Source organism: Sphingomonas sp. CROZ-RG-20F-R02-07, from assembly GCF_022662335.1.
Lineage (GTDB): Bacteria > Pseudomonadota > Alphaproteobacteria > Sphingomonadales > Sphingomonadaceae > Sphingomonas.
Map to the genome: position 1 here is coordinate 213,368 of NZ_JAKNQJ010000002.1, position 19,742 is coordinate 233,109.

The window sequence follows — 19,742 nt, forward strand, 5'->3', positions numbered from 1 at the left end:
ATGCCGCTACGGGCACTTCCGCTGATCGTGCAACCTCTGGTCGGGGAGTCGGCCGTGGGGCTCGTCATGCGCCTCGCCGACGTGAACGGTCTATCCTACCCCTGGCTCTTCGAGCGCATCGCGGGTGGCCGCCACAATCCCGACAAATGGGGCGACGAGCGGTGGCAAATGCTCGCCGAGATCCTCTTGCTCGACATCTCCGAGCTGGACGGCATGCGCCGCCGTCCCACCGGCGACCGGCGCATCCGCAATGCGGTGACGTTCTTGGGAAATGCCGTCAGGCCCACCTACCTAACGTTCGATAGGATGCGTCTGTGCCCGCACTGCGTCGCGGAAGGCGGCGTCATGCGCGAGGCCTGGAAACTAGCGCACTGGACCGCGTGCCTTGAGCACGAAACCTACCTTGTCGACGCTTGCGACTGCGGCCGACCCCTCCACATCATCAGGCGCGGCCTCTGGCCGGACGAGTGCGTCTGCGGGAAGCCGTTCGGTGAGATCGTGACCACGACCGCCAGCAAGCAAGCGCTAGTGGCGACCCGCTGGCTGGTGCAGCTGTTTGGACCCCACCACACCGCAACGGCGCCCCGCCTGTGGCTGGACGGACGCCAGCTCGGACCCCCATTCAACGGGCTTAGTCGCACGATTGCCCCCTGTGTCGCCCGGATCGACGCAGACGACCTCGATCTGCCGGTATTCGAGCTACCGCTGCCCGAAACCGAGGCAATGCACACGATCGACGCGCTGGGCATCCTAGAGCTGATCGGTCGCGTCGCAACTACGCCGGCTACCGACGACCGGGCGCGGCCAGGCAGGAACCCCAACCTTACCGGCCGCGACGGCGTCGTTGAGCCGGTCGCGCAGAGCATCGCGCTGGTCGAAGCGGCAATGCCCGTGATTACCGGGTGGCCCGGCTCCTGGCACCAGCTAGCCGCCGAAGTCGCAGGCAGGAACGGTTTGGCGGGCGACGACACGCCCGCCGACCTTTTCGCCACCGACATGGGCCGGCTGATGCTCGACCCTTACCTCGGCGTGGATGGCTACCCGATCACCGTACTGTCCGATGAGACGAGGCGATGGCTGGAGACGCGCGGCTACAGGATGCGGCCAAGGGCAGTGGCGCGCTCAAGCGACGTCGCCAAGCGCCTGCTAGGCGTGCTGCCGCTGAAAGACATCGCCAAACGCCTCCGGGGGCGGATTGGACCGGGCGTGAGGCGTAGCTACCATCAGGCCCTCAAGGAGCTTGACCGCGCCGACATCAGCCACCTGACGGACGAGCAGCTGGCCGAGGCTCTGCTCGCGCGCGTACAGCAGCTGCTCAAGGCGGTAGAGGGACACGTCTCGGTCAACGTCATCGCCGAAACGCTCTGCAGCCGCGAGAGACGCACGGGCGGCGCCGTCTGGGTCGATCCCAGGCTGCTGCGGCCCGTCACCATCGAGATCACCGCCCACGCCCGCTACAAGGGCGACGTGTTCGTGATGGCCGAGGTCATGGCGATGCGCGAGCGGCTAGCGGGCGCGGCGCGGCGGGTCCGCAGGAACGCTGTCCCAGACAACTTCGAGAAGTACGGCGACGTCACCCAGGGGACGGTGAGCACGCTATACACGGCCTCGGATCTGATCGTGGACATCCTGTCGGGCAAAGTGCCGTCCGTCACCACGGCGGCGAAGCCGACCCTGGCGGACCTCTGGATCCCGAGACACGCCGTGGAGCGCTTGGCCCTCGCGGCCAGGGTTCGAGCGGCGGTGACTGCCGACCGGTTCATGACGGCTTCCTCCATCACCGATATAACCAACAGACTCTGGGGAGCACGTCACCGCGAATTCACGAAACTGATGCGGAGACTAAGGGACACGCACGTCCTGCGCTTCGAAGAAACGCTCGACGAACGACATGACAAGGTGCGCTACAGCATGGCCGTCACTGACTGCCTGCGCGAGGCCGAGGCGATGTTCGGCCCCAGCGGCATCGACGGCGTCGACACGGTCATCGGCGAACTGAAGGGCTGCAGTTCCGCGAAGCGGCCTGAGCATCGAACCAGATCCCGGGCGGCGATACGAAACGTCGAGAAGGTGAAGAAGGTGCGACGCGAAGTTGTCCCGATTCGAACCGTCGCCCACGATGGAAAAACGATTAAATCGGGACAAATTACGCCATAGGTTCAGAAAACATATGGGGTGAACCGGGACAACTTATGCCCGTGCTCACACGCGCAGACGCCCCCTGCGCGGCGTCAGGCCTTCACATGCTGCGAGATGTACTTGTTCATCTCGAACATCGTCACCTTGTCGCGGCCGAAGACCTTCTTGAGATTCTCGTCGGCGAGGATCTCGCGCTTGTTCTCGGGATTCTGGAGATCGTTGCCCTTGATATAGGCCCAGACCTTGCTGATGACTTCGCTGCGCGGCAGCCGGTCGTTGCCGACGATCGCGCCAAGCTCGGGCGAAGGCTGCACGGGGGCGTGGATGCCGGTGCCGGCCTTGGTTTCCTTGGCGGCCGTCTTCTTGGCGGCGGTTTCCTGCTTTGCGGTTGCCATGATGTTCCTTCCTGTGAAGCCTTAGGTGTGCTCTGCCGGTTTGCCCGGACTCACGCCTTTTTGAGCGCTTCCCGCTTGTGCGCCGCCTTTCCGCCGTTGTCACTCTCTACGATGTATTCGGGGTTCTCCGGCGAGGCGGCGACGTGATGGCCCTTGATGTCGGTGGGGCTCGTCTGCTTCTTCTCGACCGTGCCGTGCGCGGTGCCGCCATGCGATTTCCAGGTGACCTCGTCGCCCTTCTTCAGATCGGCCATCGTCCTTCTCCTTCGGGTGTAGGATTGTGCAATGGTCGAGGCCGCCGCTTGGTTGCGCGGGCGGCGAAGCCTTGGCATCTGGGCGCCATCCTCGAGGAGCCATTCCCATGAAGACCCGTGCCGCCGTCGCGTTCGAAGCCAAGCGCCCGCTCGAGATCGTCGAGTTGGATCTCGAAGGGCCGAAGGCCGGCGAGGTGCTGGTCGAGATCATGGCGACGGGCATCTGCCACACCGACGCCTATACGCTGGACGGGCTCGACAGCGAGGGACTGTTCCCGAGCGTGCTGGGGCATGAAGGCGCGGGCATCGTGCGCGAAGTGGGGGCGGGCGTCACCAGCCTGGCGCCCGGCGATCACGTGATCCCGCTCTACACCCCCGAATGCCGCCAGTGTAAATCCTGCCTCAGCCAGAAGACCAATTTGTGCACCGCGGTCCGCGCGACTCAGGGCAAGGGGGTGATGCCCGACGGCACCACGCGCTTCAGCTACAAGGGGCAGCCGATCTTTCACTATATGGGCTGTTCGACCTTCTCCAACTTCACTGTCCTGCCCGAGATCGCGCTCGCCAAGATCCGCGACGACGCGCCGTTCGACACGAGCTGCTATATCGGCTGCGGCGTGACGACCGGGGTGGGCGCGGTGGTGAACACCGCCCGGGTGCAGCCGGGCGACACCGTGATCGTGTTCGGGCTGGGCGGCATCGGGCTGAACGTCGTGCAGGGTGCACGGCTGGCGGGCGCGGGGATGATCGTCGGCGTCGATCTCAATCCGGACCGCGAGGAATGGGGCCGCCGCTTCGGCATGACGCGGTTCGTCAACCCCAAGGACGTGGCCGGCGACATCGTCGCGCATCTGGTGGCGCTGACCGACGGCGGCGCGGATTACACCTTCGACTGCACCGGCAACACGACCGTGATGCGCCAGGCGCTGGAGGCGTGCCATCGCGGCTGGGGCACCAGCATCGTGATCGGCGTGGCCGAGGCGGGCAAGGAGATCAGCACGCGGCCCTTCCAGCTCGTCACCGGCCGCAATTGGCGGGGCACCGCGTTCGGCGGTGCCCGCGGGCGCACCGACGTGCCCAAGATCGTCGACTGGTATATGGACGGGATGATCGAGATCGATCCGATGATTACCCACCGGCTGAGCCTGGACGAGATCAACCGCGGCTTCGATCTGATGCACGCGGGCGAAAGTATCCGGGCAGTGGTGGTGTATTGATCCATTCTTTCCTGCGATCGGCCTTGTGCGATGCTACGATGCGTTGCAGCATGGAACCGGAACGATATGGGAAAGCTTTAACGTAGATGGGGATCGGCACGGCGTTCGACGAGATCATGGGCGATGGCGCGGGCGCCGAACCGCGCGGGCCGCTCGCCGCGCTCGGCCGCTGGCTCGACGAGACGCCCGATGCCGAACTCCGCCGCCGCCAGCAGGCCGCCGAGACGACGTTCCGCCAATTGGGCATCACCTTCGCGGTCTATGGCGACAGCGATGCGAGCGAGCGGATCATCCCGTTCGACATCGTGCCGCGCGTGTTCCTGCATGACGAATGGACGCGGCTGTCCGACGGGCTCGTCCAGCGCGTCGAGGCGATCAACGCGTTTCTCGACGATATCTATGGCGCCCGGCGGATCATGGACGCGGGCGTCCTGCCGCCCGATCTGATCTACGGCAACGCACAATTCCGGCCCGAAATCGCGGGGATGCGGCCGCCGCACGGCATCTGGGCGCATATCTGCGGGATCGATCTGGTGCGCACGGGCCCCGACGAATTCTTCGTGCTGGAGGATAACGCGCGAACGCCCTCCGGCGTGAGCTACATGCTCGAGAATCGCGAGGCGATGCTGCGGCTCTGCCCCGAGCTGTTCCGCGAATTCCGCGTCGCCGCGGTCGACAGCTATCCCGATCGCCTGCTGGAAACGATGCGCTCGGTCGCGCCGCACGGCACGGGCAGCAACCCGGTGTGCGTGCTGCTGACGCCCGGCCATTACAATTCGGCCTATTACGAGCACAGCTTCCTCGCCGATTCGATGGGGATCGAGCTGGTCGAGGCGGCGGATCTGGTCGTGGACGACGATCTGGTGTGGATGCGCACCATCGCCGGGCGGGTGAAGGTGGACGTGATCTACCGCCGGATCGACGATGATTTCCTCGATCCGCTGGTGTTCCGCCCCGACAGCGCGCTCGGCGTGCCGGGGCTGATCGCCGCCTATGCCGCCGGCAACGTCGCGATCCTCAACGCGCCCGGCAACGGCATCGCCGACGACAAGGCGATCTACAGCTATATGCCCGAGATCGTGCGCTTCTATTCGGGAGGCGAGCCCAAGCTGCCCAATGTCGAGACGTGGCGCTGCCGCGAGCCGCAGGCGCTGAAATATGTGCTCGATCACCTGCCCGAACTGGTGGTCAAGCTGGTCGACGGCTCGGGCGGCTATGGCATGCTGGTGGGGCCCACCGCATCGAAGCAGGAGATCGCGGACTTCCGGGCAGCGCTGATCGCGGAGCCCGAACGCTATATCGCGCAGCCGACGCTCGCCCTGTCCACCGTGCCGACGCTGGCGGACGAGGGGCTGAGCCCGCGCCACGTCGATTTCCGCCCCTTCGTGCTGACGGGGTCGAACGGCGTTCAGGTGGTGCCGGGCGGGCTCACCCGGGTGGCGCTGAAACAGGGCTCGCTGGTGGTGAATTCCAGCCAGGGCGGCGGCACCAAGGACAGTTTCGTGCTGATGGCGGATCAGCATCAGGCGATGCGGCCGGGCGGCATGACGCAGACCATGGGCGGCATGACGCAGACGCTGGGCAATATGTCGCGCCCGCTCGGCGGGGGCGCGTGATGCTGTCGCGCACCGCCTCGTCGCTCTATTGGCTCGGCCGCTATTTCGAACGCGCGGATTTCATCGCGCGGCTGGTGGAGGCGACCGTTCGGCTCGACGTGCTGTCGTCGCGGCCGGCGGGCGCCGAGGGCTGGGCGTCGGCGCTGGCGGTGCTCGACTGCGCGCCGGCGTTCGACGCGTCCGAAGGGGAGATGACGCAGGAATCGGTCGCGCGCTTCCTGACGCTCGATCGCTCGCACCCCGCCTCGATCGTGCGCTGCCTCGACATGGCACGCACCAACGCGAAGGCGGTGCGCACCGCGCTGACCCGCGAGGCATGGACGGCGGTCAACGCCGCCTGGCTCGCCTGCGACAACCGCGCGAGCCCGCAGGGGACCACCGCGACGCTGGGGCTGGTCGAGGCGATCAAGACCGAGACGCGCGGATTCGAGGGCGCGGTGCACCGCATGCTGCGCAACCAGACGACATGGTTCATCCGGCTCGGCCAGACGGTGGAGCGCGCGGACAACACCGCGCGGCTGCTCGACGTCAAATATCACATCCTGCTGCCGCAGGGCGAGCGCGTGGGCGGCGTCGTCGATCGCGACCAGTGGACGACGATCCTCCATACCGTCTCGGCGGTGACCGCCTATCGCTGGCTCTACAGCGAGGGGCTGCGGCCCGCCAACGTCATCGATCTCCTGATCGCGCGCGCCGAGCTGCCGCGCAGTCTCGCGGCCTCGGTCGAGGAAGCGGTCGACATGCTCGGGCTGCTCGCCAAGCGGACGGGGCATCATGGCGAGGCGGACCGGATGGCGCGTATGCGCAGCGCGCGTCTGGCGCGGACGCGCTCGGGCCAGGTGATCGCCTCGGGGCTGCACCAATATCTGCAGGCGTTCATCCACGAAAACGATCTGCTGCACGGCGCGATCGGGCGACAATTCAAGTTCCACTAGGGGGCTGAAAAAAGGGGGCAAGACATGCGGCTGTCGGTCGATCACCGAACGGTCTACCGGTTTAGCGAGCCGCAGGAACGGCTGGTGCAGATGCTGCGGGTGAGCCCGGAGAATTCGCACGACCAGACGGTGGCGTCGTGGCGGATCGATGTCGATTGCGACGCGCGGATGAAGGTCGGGCGCGACGGCTTCGGCAATGCGATCACGATGCTCTATGTCGAAGGGCCGATCGCGCATATTGCGATCACGGTATCGGGCGAGGTGCTGACCAGCCATTCGGACGGCGTGCTGCACGGCGTCGCCGAGACGCTGCCGCCCGCCCTGTTCCTCCGCGCGACGCCGTGCACCGCGGCGGACGCTGCGATCGCCACCTTCGCCGCCGACACGACGGCAGGCGAGCGGGACCGGCTGGCGCGGCTGCACGCGGTGAGCGCTGCGCTGCACGGCCGGTTCGCGCGCGACCGGGGGCGCGGTGATCCGTCGATCGATGCCGCCACCGCCTTTGCAGCCGCCACCGCGACGCCGCGCGACATGGCGCAGATGTTCGCGGTGGCGGCCCGATCGCTCGGCGCGCCGGCGCGCTACGTCTCGGGCTATTGCCTCACGGGATTCGACGGCGCGCACCGGCCGACGCCGCATGGCTGGGCGGAGGCGCATGTCGACGGGCTCGGCTGGGTGGGGTTCGACCCGTGGTTCGGCCTGTGCCCGCAGGAGGATTATGTCCGCGTCGCGGTCGCGCTCGATGCGGCGGGCGCGGCGCCGGTCGCGGGGTCACGGCTGGGGCGGGGCGACGAGGAACTGGACGTCGACGTGGTGGTGTCGCGCGAGGAGTGAGTCAGGCGAGTTCGCGCCGCAGCGCGTGATGCTGCGCCGGGCTGGCGGGCACGGCCTCGGGCTCGTCCTCCATCCGCCGCCAGCCCTTGGGGCCGAGCATCTCGATCGGCCGATAGCGCACCTTGTACGCCATCCGCGCCGAGCCCTTCACCCAATAACCCAGGTAGATATAGGCCAGCCCCGCGTCGCGCGCGCGCAGGATATGGTCCATGATGATGAAATTGCCGAAGCCGGGCCGAGCGTCCTCGTCGGTGGCGAAGAAGCTGTAGATCATCGACAGCCCGTCCGCCTGGCGATCGGTGAGGCAGGCGCCGATCAGCCGCCCGGGTACGCCGCCGATCGAGGGCTCGCGATATTCGAGGATCATCGAATTGACGGGGGAATGCTCGATCATGTCGGCATAATCCTCCTCGTCCATGCCCGCCATGCCGCCGCCGGGATGGCGGCTGGCGAGATAGCCGCGAAGAAGCTGATATTGCTCGTCCGTGGCCCAGGCGCGGCAGGCGGTCACCTCGACGTCGCGGTTGCGGCGCAGCAGCTTGCGCTGCGTGGCGTTGGCGACGAACTCGTTCGTGACGACGCGCACCGAGATGCAGGCCGCGCAGCCTGCGCAACTGGGGCGATAGGCGACGCCCTGGCTGCGACGAAATCCGATCCGGCCGAGCGCGTCGTTCAGCTCGCCCGCATGCGGGCCCGCCAGTTCGGTGAACACCTTCCGCTCCTGCCGGCCCGGCAGATAGGGGCACGGCGACGGGCTCGTGACGAAGAAGCGGGGAAAGCGGAAGGGCGCGGTCACCGCGAATGGCCTGTCATGATCCGCCCGTTATGAATCGTCCGCGCCTCCGTGAAAAGCGGCTTTACCATCATAAAGGGTTAACGTGAACAGGATCAGGCCAGTTCGACCAGGCTCGTCTCGTATCCCGCTGCGCGCAGCGCCGTCACCAGCTTGTCGAGATGCGCCCGGTCGCGCGCCTCGCATTCGATATCGGTGACGAGGCCCTTGGCCGGCAGGGTGGTGAACACGCGCTGGTGATACACCTCGATGATGTTGATCCGTTCCTGATCGAAGATTCGGGCGACGTTGAACAGCGCGCCCGGCTGATCCTGCAGGCGGATGCGCAGCCGCGCGAGACGGCCCGAACGCGCGAGATCGCGCAGGAGCACGTTGGCGAGCAGCCGCGTGTCGATGTTGCCGCCGCACAGCACCACGCCGACGGTCTTGCCGCGGAACCGCTCGGGATGCGCGAGCAGCGCGGCCAGCCCCGCGGCGCCCGCGCCCTCCACCACGGTCTTCTCGATCTGGAGCAACAGGCTCACCGCTTCCTCGAGGCTGCGTTCGCTCACCAGCACGATGTCGTCGACCAGCGCGCGCACCATCCGCGACGTGATCGCGCCCGGCTCCTTGACCGCGATGCCCTCCGCCAGCGTATCGCCCGCGCACGGCATTTCGGTGCCGCGGATGCGGTTGTACATCGACGGGAACAGCTCGGCCTCCACGCCGATCACCTCGATCGGACGGTCCGCCGCGCGCGCCACGGTCGCCATGCCCGAGATCAGGCCGCCGCCGCCGATCGGCGTGACGATCGTGTCGATCGTGGGCACGTCCTCCAGCATCTCGACCGCCACCGTGCCGGCGCCCGCGATGACGCGGGGATCGTCGAACGGATGGACGAAGGTATAGCCGCGCTCCGCCTCCAGCAGCCGGGCGTGCGCGTGCGCGGCGTCGAACGTGTCGCCCTCCAGGATCACGGTCGCGCCGTGCCCGGCGGTCTGCGTCACCTTCACCGTGGGCGTGTTGCGCGGCATCACGATCGTGGAGGGGATGCCGAGTCGCGTGGCGTGATAGGCGACGCCCTGCGCGTGATTGCCCGCCGACGCCGCGATCACGCCTTTGGCGCGCGCCGCCTCGTCGAGTTGCAGCAGCGTGTTCAGCGCGCCGCGTTCCTTATAGGCCGCGGTGAACTGAAGGTTCTCGAATTTCAGGTAAACCTCGGCTCCGGTCATCTGCGAAAGCGTGCGGCTGACGAGCGTCGGCGTGCGGACGACCGCGTCGCGGATGCGATCATGCGCGGCATGGACGTCGTCGATCGAGACGGGAAGGGCGGAGCGCGCGTCGGCGCTTGCAAGGGTAGCCATGATGCGTGGAATTAGACCATCTGGCGTGACGGGGGAACACGGCTTATGCGGCGGCGCATGATGCGGCCGGCGGCGGAGCGAGTGGCGATGAAATTCCTGTACGCCGCGGCGATGCTCGCGCTGACCCCTGCGCCCGCCTTCGCCGACGCGCTGATCGACAATGTCGATGGCATCACGCTCGACAAGGACGGGCACGTCATCCACTTCACCGGGATCGGCATGACCCGCGACGGCGTCGTCTCCCGGCTGTTCGCGGCCAAGGAGAAGCGCCCCGACCGGCCCGACTGGCGCGCGGACATGAAGGGTCGCGTGCTGCTGCCGGGCTTCATCGATGCGCATGGCCATGTGATGGAGCTGGGGTTCCGCGCGCTGGAACTCGATCTGTCGGGCACGAAGTCGCTCGAGGAGGCCAAGGCGCGGATCGTCGCCTATGCCGCCGCCAATCCCGATCGCAAATGGATCCTGGGCGGCGGCTGGAACCAGGAAAGCTGGGGTTTGGGGCGCTTCCCCACCGCAGCGGACCTGGATTCGGTGGTGGGCGACCGGCCGGTGTGGCTGTCGCGCGCGGACGGCCATGCCGCCTGGGCGAACAGCGCGGCGATGAAGGCCGCGGGCGTGACCGCGAAGAGTGTGGCGCCCGTGGGCGGGCGGATCGAGCGCAGCGGCGGCGTGCCGTCGGGCGTGTTCGTCGATGCCGCGCAGGATCTGGTCGCCAAGACAGTGCCGCAGCCCTCGGCCAAGGATCGCAACGCCGCGTTCCTGAAGGCGCAGGCGATCCTGCTCGGCTATGGCATCACCGCCACCGACGACATGGGCACCTCGCTCGACGACTGGATGACCTATCGGCGGATGGGCGACACCGACCGGTTGCGCGTGCGGATCGTCAGCTATGGGCTGGGCGTCGAGACCGCGGTGCAGATCGGCGGCACCGGGCCGACGCCGTGGCTCTATGGCGACCGGCTGCGGCTGGTGGGCGTGAAGCTATACGACGACGGCGCGCTCGGCTCGCGCGGGGCCTGGCTGAAGGCGCCCTACAGCGATGCGCCCGGCCAGTCGGGCGCTGGCTTCATGAGCGACACGCTGATCCGCAACCGCATGAGCCGCGCGGCGATGGACGGCTATCAGGTCGCGGTCCACGCGATCGGCGACAAGGCGAATGCGCAGGTGCTGGGCGCGATCGAGGAGATGTCGGACACCTATACCGGCGATCGCCGCTGGCGGATCGAGCATGCGCAGATCGTCGATCCGGCCGATCTGCCGCGCTTTGGCCATCATGGCATCATCGCGTCGATGCAGCCGACCCACGCCACCAGCGACCGGACGATGGCCGAGGCACGGCTCGGCCCCGATCGGCTGGGTGGCGCCTATGCGTGGAACACGATGCTGAAGAACGGCGCCGCACTCGCCTTCGGATCGGACTATCCGGTCGAAAGCCCCGATCCGTTCGCGGGCTGGGCGGCGGCGTTCACGCGGATGGACGCGCAAGGGCAGCCGTTCGGCGGATGGCGCCCGGAAGAGCGCGTGACGCGCGAACAGGCGTGGTGGGCGTTCACCGGCGGCGCGGCCTATGCCGGCTTCGCCGAGGGCAAATACGGCCGGCTGGCGGTGGGGCAGCACGCCGATTTCATCATCGTCGACCGCGACCCGCTGACCGCCTCGCCGACCGAGCTGCGCGCCACCAAGGTGGAGGAGACCTGGGTGGGCGGCCAGCAGGTGTACAAGCGGCCCTGACGAACCGCATCCCGGCCTGGCGGACGTGTATGGCGGCTGACATGCGGGTTCAGCGTCGGGACAGCGCCCGGCGCCTAGATCGGAGCCATCGGGGCGGATTGAACCATCCCCGGACTTGCTGGTTACGCAAGGGTAACGAGGAGACGATCGATGAAGAAGTTCCTGATGGCGACGCTGATGGCCGTGACCGTCACCGCGCCGATCGCGCTGCCGAGTGCGGCATCGGCGCAGTATCGCGACAATGGCCGCGATTATGGCTGGCACGGCGACGACAACGGCAACTGGAACCCGCGCGACAATTATCGCGGCCGCCGCGGTTACGACCGGGCGCTGAGCCGCGACGACCGGATCTACCGTGGCCGTGATGGCCGCGCCTATTGCCGTCGCAACGACGGGACGACGGGCCTGGTGGTCGGTGCGGTCGGCGGCGGCGTGCTGGGCAACGTGCTCGGCGGCGGCACGCTTGGCACGCTGCTCGGCGCCGGTGGCGGTGCGCTGCTCGGTCGTTCGATCGACCGCAACCAGGTGCGCTGCCGCTAAGGCGGGTCGGCTGTCGTTCGTCCATCCCTCCGACGGTTCGTGCTGAGCTTTTCGAAGCACGCTCTCCGTGGCCGAACCTTGGCCCTGGAACAGGCTCTTCGACGGGCTCAGGGCGAACGGGTCGGGGTGACGTGATCGAACAATAGCTTGCGCCAAAACGAAAAAGGGCTGCCGCATCACCATGCGGCAGCCCTTTTTCGTGGTGATTGACCGAAGGTCAGGCGACCTGCGTCACCGCCATCTCTTCGGGTTCGCGCAGCACATAGCCGCGGCCCCACACCGTTTCGATGTAATTCTCGCCGTCGCAGGCAAGGCTCAGTTTCTTGCGCAGCTTGCAGATGAAGACGTCGATGATCTTCAGCTCGGGCTCGTCCATCCCGCCGTAGAGATGGTTGAGGAACATTTCCTTGGTGAGCGTGGTGCCCTTGCGGAGCGAGAGCAGCTCCAGCATCGCATATTCCTTGCCGGTCAGGTGCACGCGGCTGCCATCGACCTCGACCGTCTTGGCGTCGAGATTGACCGCCAGCTTGCCGGTGCGGATCACGCTCTGCGAATGGCCCTTGGACCGGCGGACCACGGCCTGGATGCGCGCGATCAGCTCTTCGCGGTGGAACGGCTTGGTCACATAATCGTCCGCACCGAAGCCGAACGAGCGGACCTTGCTGTCCATCTCGTTCACGCCCGACAGGATCAGCACCGGCGTCGACACCCGCGCCACGCGCAGCTTCTTCAGCACGTCGTAACCGTGCATGTCGGGCAGGTTCAGATCGAGCAGGATGATATCGTAATCATAGAGTTTGCCGAGATCCAAACCCTCTTCACCCAGATCGGTGGTGTAGATGTTGAATCCTTCGGTCGTCAGCATCAGCTCGATCGCCTTGGCGGTCGTCGGCTCGTCCTCGATCAGCAGCACGCGCATCGCATTCCCCCGTCCTCGAGGACGGTTCCATACCCGTCGCTCCAGCCGTATTTATTAACCACACCACATGTGAAGGCAAAAGGTTAATTTCGGCTTAAGAGCGGATTTCCGGCGATTCATTCGGGCCGAGCAGCCGCTGGTGCTGCGCGCGCGGAATATCCTGGCCCAGCACCTCGCGCAGATAGAGGCTGCGGATCAGCGTGTAGATCACCACCAGCAGCGCGGCCGAGAAGAACAGGCCGAACAGCCCGAACACCATGCCGATCGCGATGATCGCGAACAGCGTGACCGCCGGCGGGATGGCGATCACGCGGTTGGTGACGAAGGGGGTGATGAAATTGGTCTGCACGAGCCGCACGACCGCATAGGTGACGAGCGTGCCGACGACGGGCCCGCTGCCGTTCACCGCCGCCAGCCCCAAAGCCGGCAGCATCGCCGCGGTGGGCCCGACATAGGGGATGAATTCGGACAGGCCGGCGAGCAGGCCGAGCGCGGCGGGCGAGGGCACGTCGGCGATCCACAGCCCCACGCCGACAAGCACGCCCATCGTCGTCATCTGGATGAGCTGCGCGCGCAGCCAGAGCCGCAGTGTCGATCCGACGTCGAACAGCGCATCCTCGAACGCGGCGCGCTTGGACGACGGCACCAGGAACAGGAACCCGCGCTCATAGACCTTGGGGTCGGCGGCAAAGAACAGCGCGCCGACGAGCAGCAACAGGCAGTTGAGCAGCAGTTCGCCCGTGCCCTGCACCAGCCCGCCGACGTCGCGCGCGACGCGGCTGCCGGCGAAGGCGGCGTGGACTGCGTCGACGATCTTGGCGCCCACCGGCGTCTGCGACATCCAGGCGGCCAGATGGTCGAGCAGCGCCGGCAACTGGGTGATGAAGCTGTTGACCTGCTGGCGAAAGGCGACGCCGAACAGCCAGCCGAGAAAGCCGATGATCGCCAGCACGGTCGCGATCGCGAGGCCCAGCGACAGCTTGGCGTTCACGCGTAGCAGCGTGCGGTAATTCTCGGCGATCGCATGGATCACGATCGCGCCGAGCGCGGAGCCGAAGGCGAGGATCAGCAGGTCCCCGGCGCGGTAGAGCGCGGCGACCACCGCCAGGATCAGGATCGCGATGACGATCCGGCGGACGAAGCGCGCATCGTCGGCATCGGGGGCAAGGCGGTTCATCGGGGCGGGTGCGAATCGGGCATGGCGCATCCGTGGCAGATCGCACGCGCGGGGGACAGGCTCAGCGTGGATCGCGCAGCCGTTCGCCGAGAAACGCGATCAGCGCCTCGACGCGCGCCGGCCGAAGGGGGCTGGGCGGGGTCAGCAGGTGCAGCCCCACTTCGGGGTTCGGCCAGTCGGTGAGGATCGCGACCACCGCGCCCGAGCGGATATGCGCGCCGACGATGAAATCGGGCAGCCGCGCGATGCCGATCCCCGCCAGCAGCGCGGGCAGCAGCGCCTCGCCGCTGTTCGCGGCCAGCGGGCCGCTCGCGCGCACCGCCACGTCGGGCTCCCCCGGCCGCTCGAAATGCCATGGGCCGACGACGTTCGAATAGCCGAGCAGCCGGTGCGCGGCGAGTTCGGCCGGGTGGGCGGGGGTGCCGTGCGCCGCCAGATAGGCGGGCGCGGCCACCACATGCGTGGCGATGCCGCACAGCCGCCGTGCACGCAGCGAACTGTCGGGCAGCCGGGCGATCCGCAGCGCCACATCGAACCCCTGCGCGACGATGTCGACGCGCGCGTCGGAGACGTGGAGGTCGATCTCGATTCCCGGATGAAGTGCCAGAAATTCGGCGAGCACCGGCGCCACCGTGTCGATCCCGAAGCTCATCGGCGCGGCGAGCCGGATGCGGCCGGTGGGGGCGCGCGCGGCATCGAACGCCGCTTCTTCGGCGGCACGCGATTCGGCGAGGATGCGCGCAGCATGCTCGGCCAGCGGCTTGCCCGCTTCGGTCAGCGCGATGCGGCGCGAGGTGCGGTGGAACAGCGATTGGCCGAGATGCGCCTCCAGCCGCGTGATCGCCTTGGAGACGGTCGCCTTGGACAGGCCGAGCGTGTCGGCGGCGGCGCTGAACGAGCGATGCTCGACCACGCTGGCGAAGATCGCCCAGGCTTCGAGATCGGGCAGGCGCATCGGGCTTCTCCGCAAAGCCCGGATCATAGCTCCGAAACGATCCGTTTCCACGGCTTCCGTTTACCCGTCGGGCGGAGCGACTATTTCCGGCCGGGTGCGTTCGAGGCGCGCAAAGGAGATTTCGCGATGACCAAGGTGCTGGTGCTCTATTATTCGTCCTATGGCCATATCGAGCAGATGGCCGATGCCGTTGCCGAGGGCGCGCGCGAGGGTGGTGCGCAGGTCGATATCCGCCGCGTCGCCGAGACCGCGCCGCAAGAGGTCGTCGAGGCCGCACATTTCAAGACCGACACCAAGCATCCGCTGATCGAGAGCCCCGATGCGCTCGCCGATTACGATGCGATCGTCGTCGGCGCGCCGACCCGCTTCGGTCGGATGCCCGCGCAGATGGCGGCGTTCTGGGACACGACGGGCGGCCTGTGGTTCAAGGGCGCGCTGGTCGGCAAGGTGGGCGGCGCCTTCACCGCCACCGCCAGCCAGCATGGCGGCCAGGAGACGACCCTATTCTCGATCATCACCAACCTGCTGCATCACGGCATGACGATCGTCGGGCTGGATTACGGCTTCCAGGGCCAGATGGGCGTGGACGAGGTGCGCGGCGGATCGCCTTACGGCGCGACGACGATCGCGGCCGGCGACGGCAGCCGCCAGCCGCACGCCGAGGAACTGGCGGGCGCCCGCTATCAGGGCAAGCGCATCGCCGAGACCGCGGCCAAGCTCGCCTAGAACGGTAGGCGATAGGGCGACCCGGCTGCCCCATCCGTTCGGGCTGAGCCTGTCGAAGGGCCTGTCTAGAACGCGAAGGCGCATATGTGGAGAGCGTGCTTCGACAAGCTCAACACGAACGGAAGAGGGATGGCGTCGGCCTGACGTCATCCCGCTCCAGGCGAACGGAGCGAGGTGGCATCGGGCAGCGCGAAGGATCAGCGGCGTTTCCTAACCACCGGTCGGGGTGGCGCGCCATGCACCGGCATCGCCGGCTGCACCGCCACCCGGACCACCAGGGGCACGATCCCCGGATCGGCGGGGAAACGTTTGCGCGCACAGGCGAAGAGCGCGCGGGCGCGGGCGGCGGCGGCGACGTCGCCGTTCACCCCCACCCAGCGCCAATGCCACGGCTCCCATTTCACCTGCTGGCGGTTGCCGCCGGGGAAGGATTGTTCGAAGCCGTAGCGCGGCGCATTGGTCCGCAGCCAGCGCGCGGCGGGAGTTGCGGCCATGCACGCCTCGGCATCGGGGCAGCCATTGGCCGGGCGGATCGCGAAATCGAGCGCATAGCCGGTGCCATGCTCGCTATAACCCGGCGGCGCGACCGACTCGGCGCGGTCCGACGCGCCGCCATCGGGCCGCTCGCGCCCGAACACCGCGCTCTGCCGCGCGACCGAGCGGTGGCACGACAGCGCGAGGATCCGTCCGCCGGTGCGCGGATCGGCGCGCGAGGCGTCGATCAGGCGGATCAGATCGGGCATCGCGTCGCGCCGCAACAGGCATTCGCGCCCCAGCGCATAGCCGGCGGGCGCGGGCACGAGATCGTCCTGGGGCGCGTCGCCATAGAAGAGATGCCCCATCAGCCGCCCTTCGCCGACACCGCCCAGCCCGCCCGAACAGACCTGCGCCATGGCCGGCGACGCGGCGGCGACGAACGCGAGCAGGGGGAGAATGCGGCGCATCATCGTGCGCGAGCCTCTGGCATGCGCGGGCTTGCGGTGGCAAGGGCGGGCCATGCATGGTGATCGCGTACTCTTCCTCGACGGCGAGGCCCTGGTGATCGACAAGCCCTCGGGCCTGCCGGTCGATCCGCCGCGTGACGGATCGCTCAGCCTCGAGAACCATCTCGAAAGCCTGAAGTTCGGTTTTCAGCGCTGGCCGGTCGCGGTACACCGGCTCGATCGCGACACCAGCGGCTGCCTGCTCCTCTCGCGCAACCCCAAGGCGCATGCCCGGCTGCAACAGGCGTTCGAACAGGGGCTGGTGCAGAAGCGCTATCTCGCGGTGCTCGACGGCGTGCCGGAGGGCGAGGGCGGCATCATCGACATGGCGCTGGCCAAGACGAGCACGCGCGAGGCGGGCTGGCGGATGGTGCCCGATGCGAAGGGCAAGGCGGCGCGCTCGGCATGGCGGCTGGTGCGCGTGGTGGACGGCCGTGCGCTCGTCGAGTTCCGGCCGGAGACGGGGCGCACGCACCAGATCCGCGTCCACGCCGCCAGTGGCCTCGGCGTGCCCGTGGTGGGCGATCAGGTCTATGGCCGCGCCGACCGGCTGGGCATGATGCTCCATGCGCGTGCGCTGACGGTGCCGCGCGGCGCCAAGGATCCGATCGTCGCGGAGGCGCCGATGCCCGAACGCTTCGCCGGCTTCGACGATGGCTGAGGTGCCCGAGGACGCGATCGAGGAGCGCTTCCTCGCCGCCTCGGGGCCTGGCGGGCAGAACGTCAACAAGGTGGCGACCGCGTGCCAGTTGCGCGTCGACGCCTACGCGCTGGGGCTTCATCCCGAGACGTTCCGCCGGCTGCGGATCGCGGCGGGCAGCCGGATGACCGCGGGCGGCACGATCGTCATCACCGCGCGCCGCTATCGCACGCAGGAGCAGAACCGCGCCGATGCGCGCGCGCGCCTGTCCGACCTGCTGGATACCGCAGCGGAGCGCGACGCGCGCCGCGTGAAGACCAAGCCCTCGCGCGCGGCCAAGGCGCGGCGGGTGGATGCCAAGAAGGGACGCAGCGCCGTGAAGGCCGGGCGCGGCCGCGTATCGATGGAGTGACGATGTACGAATTCGACATAGCCACGGGCAGCCGGGCCGATCTCTATCGCGACCTGCACGCCGCGCTCGACGCGCTGACCGCCGACGAGCCCGACGCCATCGCCAACATGGCCAACGCGGCGGCGCTGATCTGGCAATATCTGCCCGATCTCAACTGGGCGGGTTTCTACCGGCTGGTCGCGGGCGAGCTGGTGCTCGGGCCGTTCCTCGGCAAGCCTGCCTGCATCCGGATCGCGCTGGGCAGCGGCGTGTGCGGCACCGCGGCGGATACGCGCGTCACGCAGCGCGTGGCCGATGTTCACGCCTTTCCCGGCCATATCGCCTGCGACGCGGCGAGCCGGTCCGAACTGGTCGTCCCGATCGTGCATGACGGGCGGTTGCTGGGGGTGCTCGATCTCGACAGCCCGGTGCCCGCGCGGTTCGACGACGCGGATCAGGCGGGGTGCGAGGCGCTGGTCGCGCTGCTCGCGCCACGGATCGCCGCCATCGCCGGGTGATCCGTATCGGGACAGCCGCGCGCTGGCGGGGTGGTTCATGATTTGGTAAGCAACCGCGTAACGAACTCGGCGTTGAGGCGTGCGAGAACAGGGAGATACGCATGCGGACCATCGGAATCGCCAGCGCGGTGATCGCGCTCGTCGCCGCGGACGGCGCGGGCGCGCAGCGGATGGTCGCGCACGGACCGGGCGTCGGCGCCGGCACCACCTATTCGACGGCGCAGGCGAACGGCGGCGGCTATCCCGCGCCGCAAGGCGGTGGTTACGGCAACCATTATGTCAGCGGCCCGCAGCCGCGCCCGATCGGCGTGCCCCAGGGCGGCCATCGCTGGGGCAGCAAGGTCGGTGGCCATTGGTGGGGCGGCGTGAACGCGCCCGGCGGATGGAACGGCTACCGCCGCCCGTATCGCGGCTATGCGCTGCCGGGCTATTGGCAGTCGCCGCGCTTCGGCATAGACGACTGGTCGACCTATGGCCTGTCGCAGCCCGCCAACGGCTATCGCTGGATGCGCTATTATGACGATGCGGTGCTCGTCGATGCCGGCGGCTCGGTGTACGACACCGTCGGCGGCCTGGATTGGGACCGGTATGACGGCGGCTATGACAGCGACGAGACGGTCTATGCCGGGCCGGGCGATCGCGGCGGCTATGCGCAGCCGGTCTATGCCCAGCCCGCTTATGCCCAGCCCGCTTATGCCCAGCCCGCCTACGCGCGGCCGGCCCCGCCGCCATCCTATGGCGCGGGCTATGCCCAGCCGGGTTACGCGCAACCCGGCTATGGCCAGCCTGCCTATGAGCATCGCAGCAACGGGGTCGGCGGCGCGCTCGCCGGTGCGGCCGTCGGTGGCGTCGCGGGCAATCTGATCGCGGGGCGCGGCAACCGGCTGGGCGGAACGCTGATCGGCGCGGGCGTCGGTGCGGCGGCGGGCTATGCGATCGACCGCTCGGCGAACCGCCGCCAGCCCGATTATGGCGCCGGCTATGACCGGCCGCCGGTCGCACCGCGCCATGCGCCGCCGCCGCCCATGGGCTATGTCCAGCCCGTACCGCCCGAATATGGCTATGCCTCGCCGCCGCCTCCGCCGCGCCGCCCGCTGCAGGGCGGTCCCGGCGGGTGGGTGTCGCCGGACGGGCGCACCACCGTCACCACGACGAGCGCGGGCTATTATGGCGGCGGCACCACCACCGTCGTCGTGCAGACCGCGCCCGTCGTCACCACGACGACGACCGAGCTGATCGAGGACGACGTGACCTACACCCGCGCCCATCGCAAATGGCGGCGCCCGGCGTCGAAGGTGCATATCCGCTGCGGCTGCTGAACTGTCCGCATCACCGCCTATCGGCGGTGACGCGCCGGGCCTGAACAGCGAGGGGTCGGGATCACGCGAGTTAGATCCCGTCCCCCCATTTCGTTCGTGCTGAACCTGTCGAAGCAAGCCCCAGCGATGGCGCCGTTATCTGCGGAACAGGACCTTCGACGAGCTCAGGGCGAACGGTTCGTTGGGCGTCGTCTGCCTCCGCGCGGAATGGCGCGAGTCTGATCCCGCCCCCAAACTCGGTTCGTGCTGAGCTTGCCGAGGCACGCTCTCCCGCGATGGGGCTCCGCTCGCGGAATAGTCCTTCCAACAAGCGCAGG

At 68.2% G+C, this 19,742-nt stretch carries 20 protein-coding genes; 12 read left to right on the top strand and 8 right to left on the bottom strand.

What is annotated here, in order from left to right:
• Positions 1–2,157, top strand: a complete 2,157-nt coding sequence (locus L8H00_RS04795; protein ID WP_277924278.1) for a TniQ family protein — start codon at positions 1–3, stop codon at positions 2,155–2,157.
• 74 nt (positions 2,158–2,231) lie between these two features.
• On the opposite strand, the gene L8H00_RS04800 is transcribed toward L8H00_RS04795, so the two are convergent.
• Together L8H00_RS04800 and L8H00_RS04805 are read right to left on the bottom strand one after the other, a co-directional pair.
• Positions 2,232–2,534 carry an SWIB/MDM2 domain-containing protein gene (locus tag L8H00_RS04800; RefSeq protein WP_242096098.1) on the bottom strand — a complete coding sequence of 101 codons (303 nt, stop codon included), beginning with the start codon at positions 2,532–2,534 and terminating at the stop codon, positions 2,232–2,234.
• A gap of 50 nt (positions 2,535–2,584) precedes the next feature.
• Positions 2,585–2,788, bottom strand: a complete 204-nt coding sequence (locus L8H00_RS04805) for a DUF2945 domain-containing protein (protein ID WP_242096099.1) — start codon at positions 2,786–2,788, stop codon at positions 2,585–2,587.
• A gap of 107 nt (positions 2,789–2,895) precedes the next feature.
• Between L8H00_RS04805 and L8H00_RS04810 the strand changes: the two genes are divergently transcribed.
• From L8H00_RS04810 to L8H00_RS04825, 4 genes are all read left to right on the top strand, one after another.
• Positions 2,896–4,005 (top strand): S-(hydroxymethyl)glutathione dehydrogenase/class III alcohol dehydrogenase, encoded by a 1,110-nt coding sequence (locus tag L8H00_RS04810; protein ID WP_242096100.1) that lies wholly within the window; start codon positions 2,896–2,898, stop codon positions 4,003–4,005.
• An 86-nt stretch (positions 4,006–4,091) separates the two neighbouring features.
• A complete protein-coding gene (locus L8H00_RS04815) occupies positions 4,092–5,621 on the top strand; it encodes a circularly permuted type 2 ATP-grasp protein (protein ID WP_242096101.1) in 1,530 nt (509 codons plus the stop codon).
• On the top strand, positions 5,621–6,556 hold the full coding sequence (locus L8H00_RS04820; protein WP_242096102.1) for an alpha-E domain-containing protein: 936 nt from the start codon (positions 5,621–5,623) through the stop codon (positions 6,554–6,556). The genes L8H00_RS04815 and L8H00_RS04820 overlap by 1 nt, the downstream gene beginning before the upstream one ends.
• 24 nt (positions 6,557–6,580) lie before the next feature.
• Positions 6,581–7,390: a transglutaminase family protein gene (locus L8H00_RS04825; RefSeq protein WP_242096103.1), complete on the top strand. Its 810-nt coding sequence runs from the start codon at positions 6,581–6,583 to the stop codon at positions 7,388–7,390.
• A 1-nt stretch (position 7,391) separates the two neighbouring features.
• On the opposite strand, the gene L8H00_RS04830 is transcribed toward L8H00_RS04825, so the two are convergent.
• Both L8H00_RS04830 and L8H00_RS04835 read right to left on the bottom strand, forming a co-directional pair.
• Positions 7,392–8,186: an arginyltransferase gene (locus L8H00_RS04830; RefSeq protein ID WP_242096104.1), complete on the bottom strand. Its 795-nt coding sequence runs from the start codon at positions 8,184–8,186 to the stop codon at positions 7,392–7,394.
• 92 nt (positions 8,187–8,278) lie between these two features.
• Entirely contained in the window at positions 8,279–9,526 is a 1,248-nt protein-coding gene (locus L8H00_RS04835; protein WP_242096105.1) for a threonine ammonia-lyase, read from the bottom strand.
• Between the two features lie 87 nt (positions 9,527–9,613).
• Here L8H00_RS04835 and L8H00_RS04840 point away from each other — a divergent pair, with 87 nt between their 5' ends.
• On the top strand, positions 9,614–11,257 hold the full coding sequence (locus L8H00_RS04840) for an amidohydrolase (protein ID WP_242096106.1): 1,644 nt from the start codon (positions 9,614–9,616) through the stop codon (positions 11,255–11,257).
• A 150-nt stretch (positions 11,258–11,407) separates the two neighbouring features.
• Entirely contained in the window at positions 11,408–11,797 is a 390-nt protein-coding gene (locus L8H00_RS04845; RefSeq protein ID WP_242096107.1) for a glycine zipper 2TM domain-containing protein, read from the top strand.
• A gap of 217 nt (positions 11,798–12,014) precedes the next feature.
• Here L8H00_RS04845 and L8H00_RS04850 read toward each other — a convergent pair whose 3' ends face one another.
• The 3 genes from L8H00_RS04850 to L8H00_RS04860 all read right to left on the bottom strand — a co-directional run bounded on the left by L8H00_RS04850 (position 12,015) and on the right by L8H00_RS04860 (position 14,848).
• Positions 12,015–12,716 carry a response regulator transcription factor gene (locus L8H00_RS04850; protein WP_242096108.1) on the bottom strand — a complete coding sequence of 234 codons (702 nt, stop codon included), beginning with the start codon at positions 12,714–12,716 and terminating at the stop codon, positions 12,015–12,017.
• A gap of 94 nt (positions 12,717–12,810) precedes the next feature.
• Positions 12,811–13,893 carry an AI-2E family transporter gene (locus tag L8H00_RS04855; RefSeq protein ID WP_242096109.1) on the bottom strand — a complete coding sequence of 361 codons (1,083 nt, stop codon included), beginning with the start codon at positions 13,891–13,893 and terminating at the stop codon, positions 12,811–12,813.
• Positions 13,894–13,954: 61 nt separating this feature from the next.
• Positions 13,955–14,848, bottom strand: coding sequence for a LysR family transcriptional regulator (locus L8H00_RS04860; protein WP_242096110.1), 894 nt, complete (start codon positions 14,846–14,848; stop codon positions 13,955–13,957).
• A gap of 126 nt (positions 14,849–14,974) precedes the next feature.
• Here L8H00_RS04860 and wrbA point away from each other — a divergent pair, with 126 nt between their 5' ends.
• Complete coding sequence (gene wrbA, locus L8H00_RS04865; RefSeq protein ID WP_242096111.1) at positions 14,975–15,574, top strand: NAD(P)H:quinone oxidoreductase; 600 nt, start codon at positions 14,975–14,977, stop codon at positions 15,572–15,574.
• A gap of 197 nt (positions 15,575–15,771) precedes the next feature.
• Here wrbA and L8H00_RS04870 read toward each other — a convergent pair whose 3' ends face one another.
• Positions 15,772–16,521, bottom strand: coding sequence for a M15 family metallopeptidase (locus L8H00_RS04870; protein WP_242096112.1), 750 nt, complete (start codon positions 16,519–16,521; stop codon positions 15,772–15,774).
• Positions 16,522–16,570: 49 nt separating this feature from the next.
• Between L8H00_RS04870 and L8H00_RS04875 the strand changes: the two genes are divergently transcribed.
• The 4 genes from L8H00_RS04875 to L8H00_RS04890 all read left to right on the top strand — a co-directional run bounded on the left by L8H00_RS04875 (position 16,571) and on the right by L8H00_RS04890 (position 19,425).
• Positions 16,571–17,218 (top strand): RNA pseudouridine synthase, encoded by a 648-nt coding sequence (locus L8H00_RS04875; RefSeq protein ID WP_242096113.1) that lies wholly within the window; start codon positions 16,571–16,573, stop codon positions 17,216–17,218.
• Complete coding sequence (arfB, locus tag L8H00_RS04880; RefSeq protein WP_242096114.1) at positions 17,211–17,609, top strand: alternative ribosome rescue aminoacyl-tRNA hydrolase ArfB; 399 nt, start codon at positions 17,211–17,213, stop codon at positions 17,607–17,609. The genes L8H00_RS04875 and arfB overlap by 8 nt, the downstream gene beginning before the upstream one ends.
• Before the next feature lie 2 nt (positions 17,610–17,611).
• A complete protein-coding gene (locus L8H00_RS04885; protein WP_242096115.1) occupies positions 17,612–18,106 on the top strand; it encodes a GAF domain-containing protein in 495 nt (164 codons plus the stop codon).
• 101 nt (positions 18,107–18,207) lie between these two features.
• Positions 18,208–19,425: an RcnB family protein gene (locus tag L8H00_RS04890; RefSeq protein WP_242096116.1), complete on the top strand. Its 1,218-nt coding sequence runs from the start codon at positions 18,208–18,210 to the stop codon at positions 19,423–19,425.
• Positions 19,426–19,742: the final 317 nt, after the last annotated feature.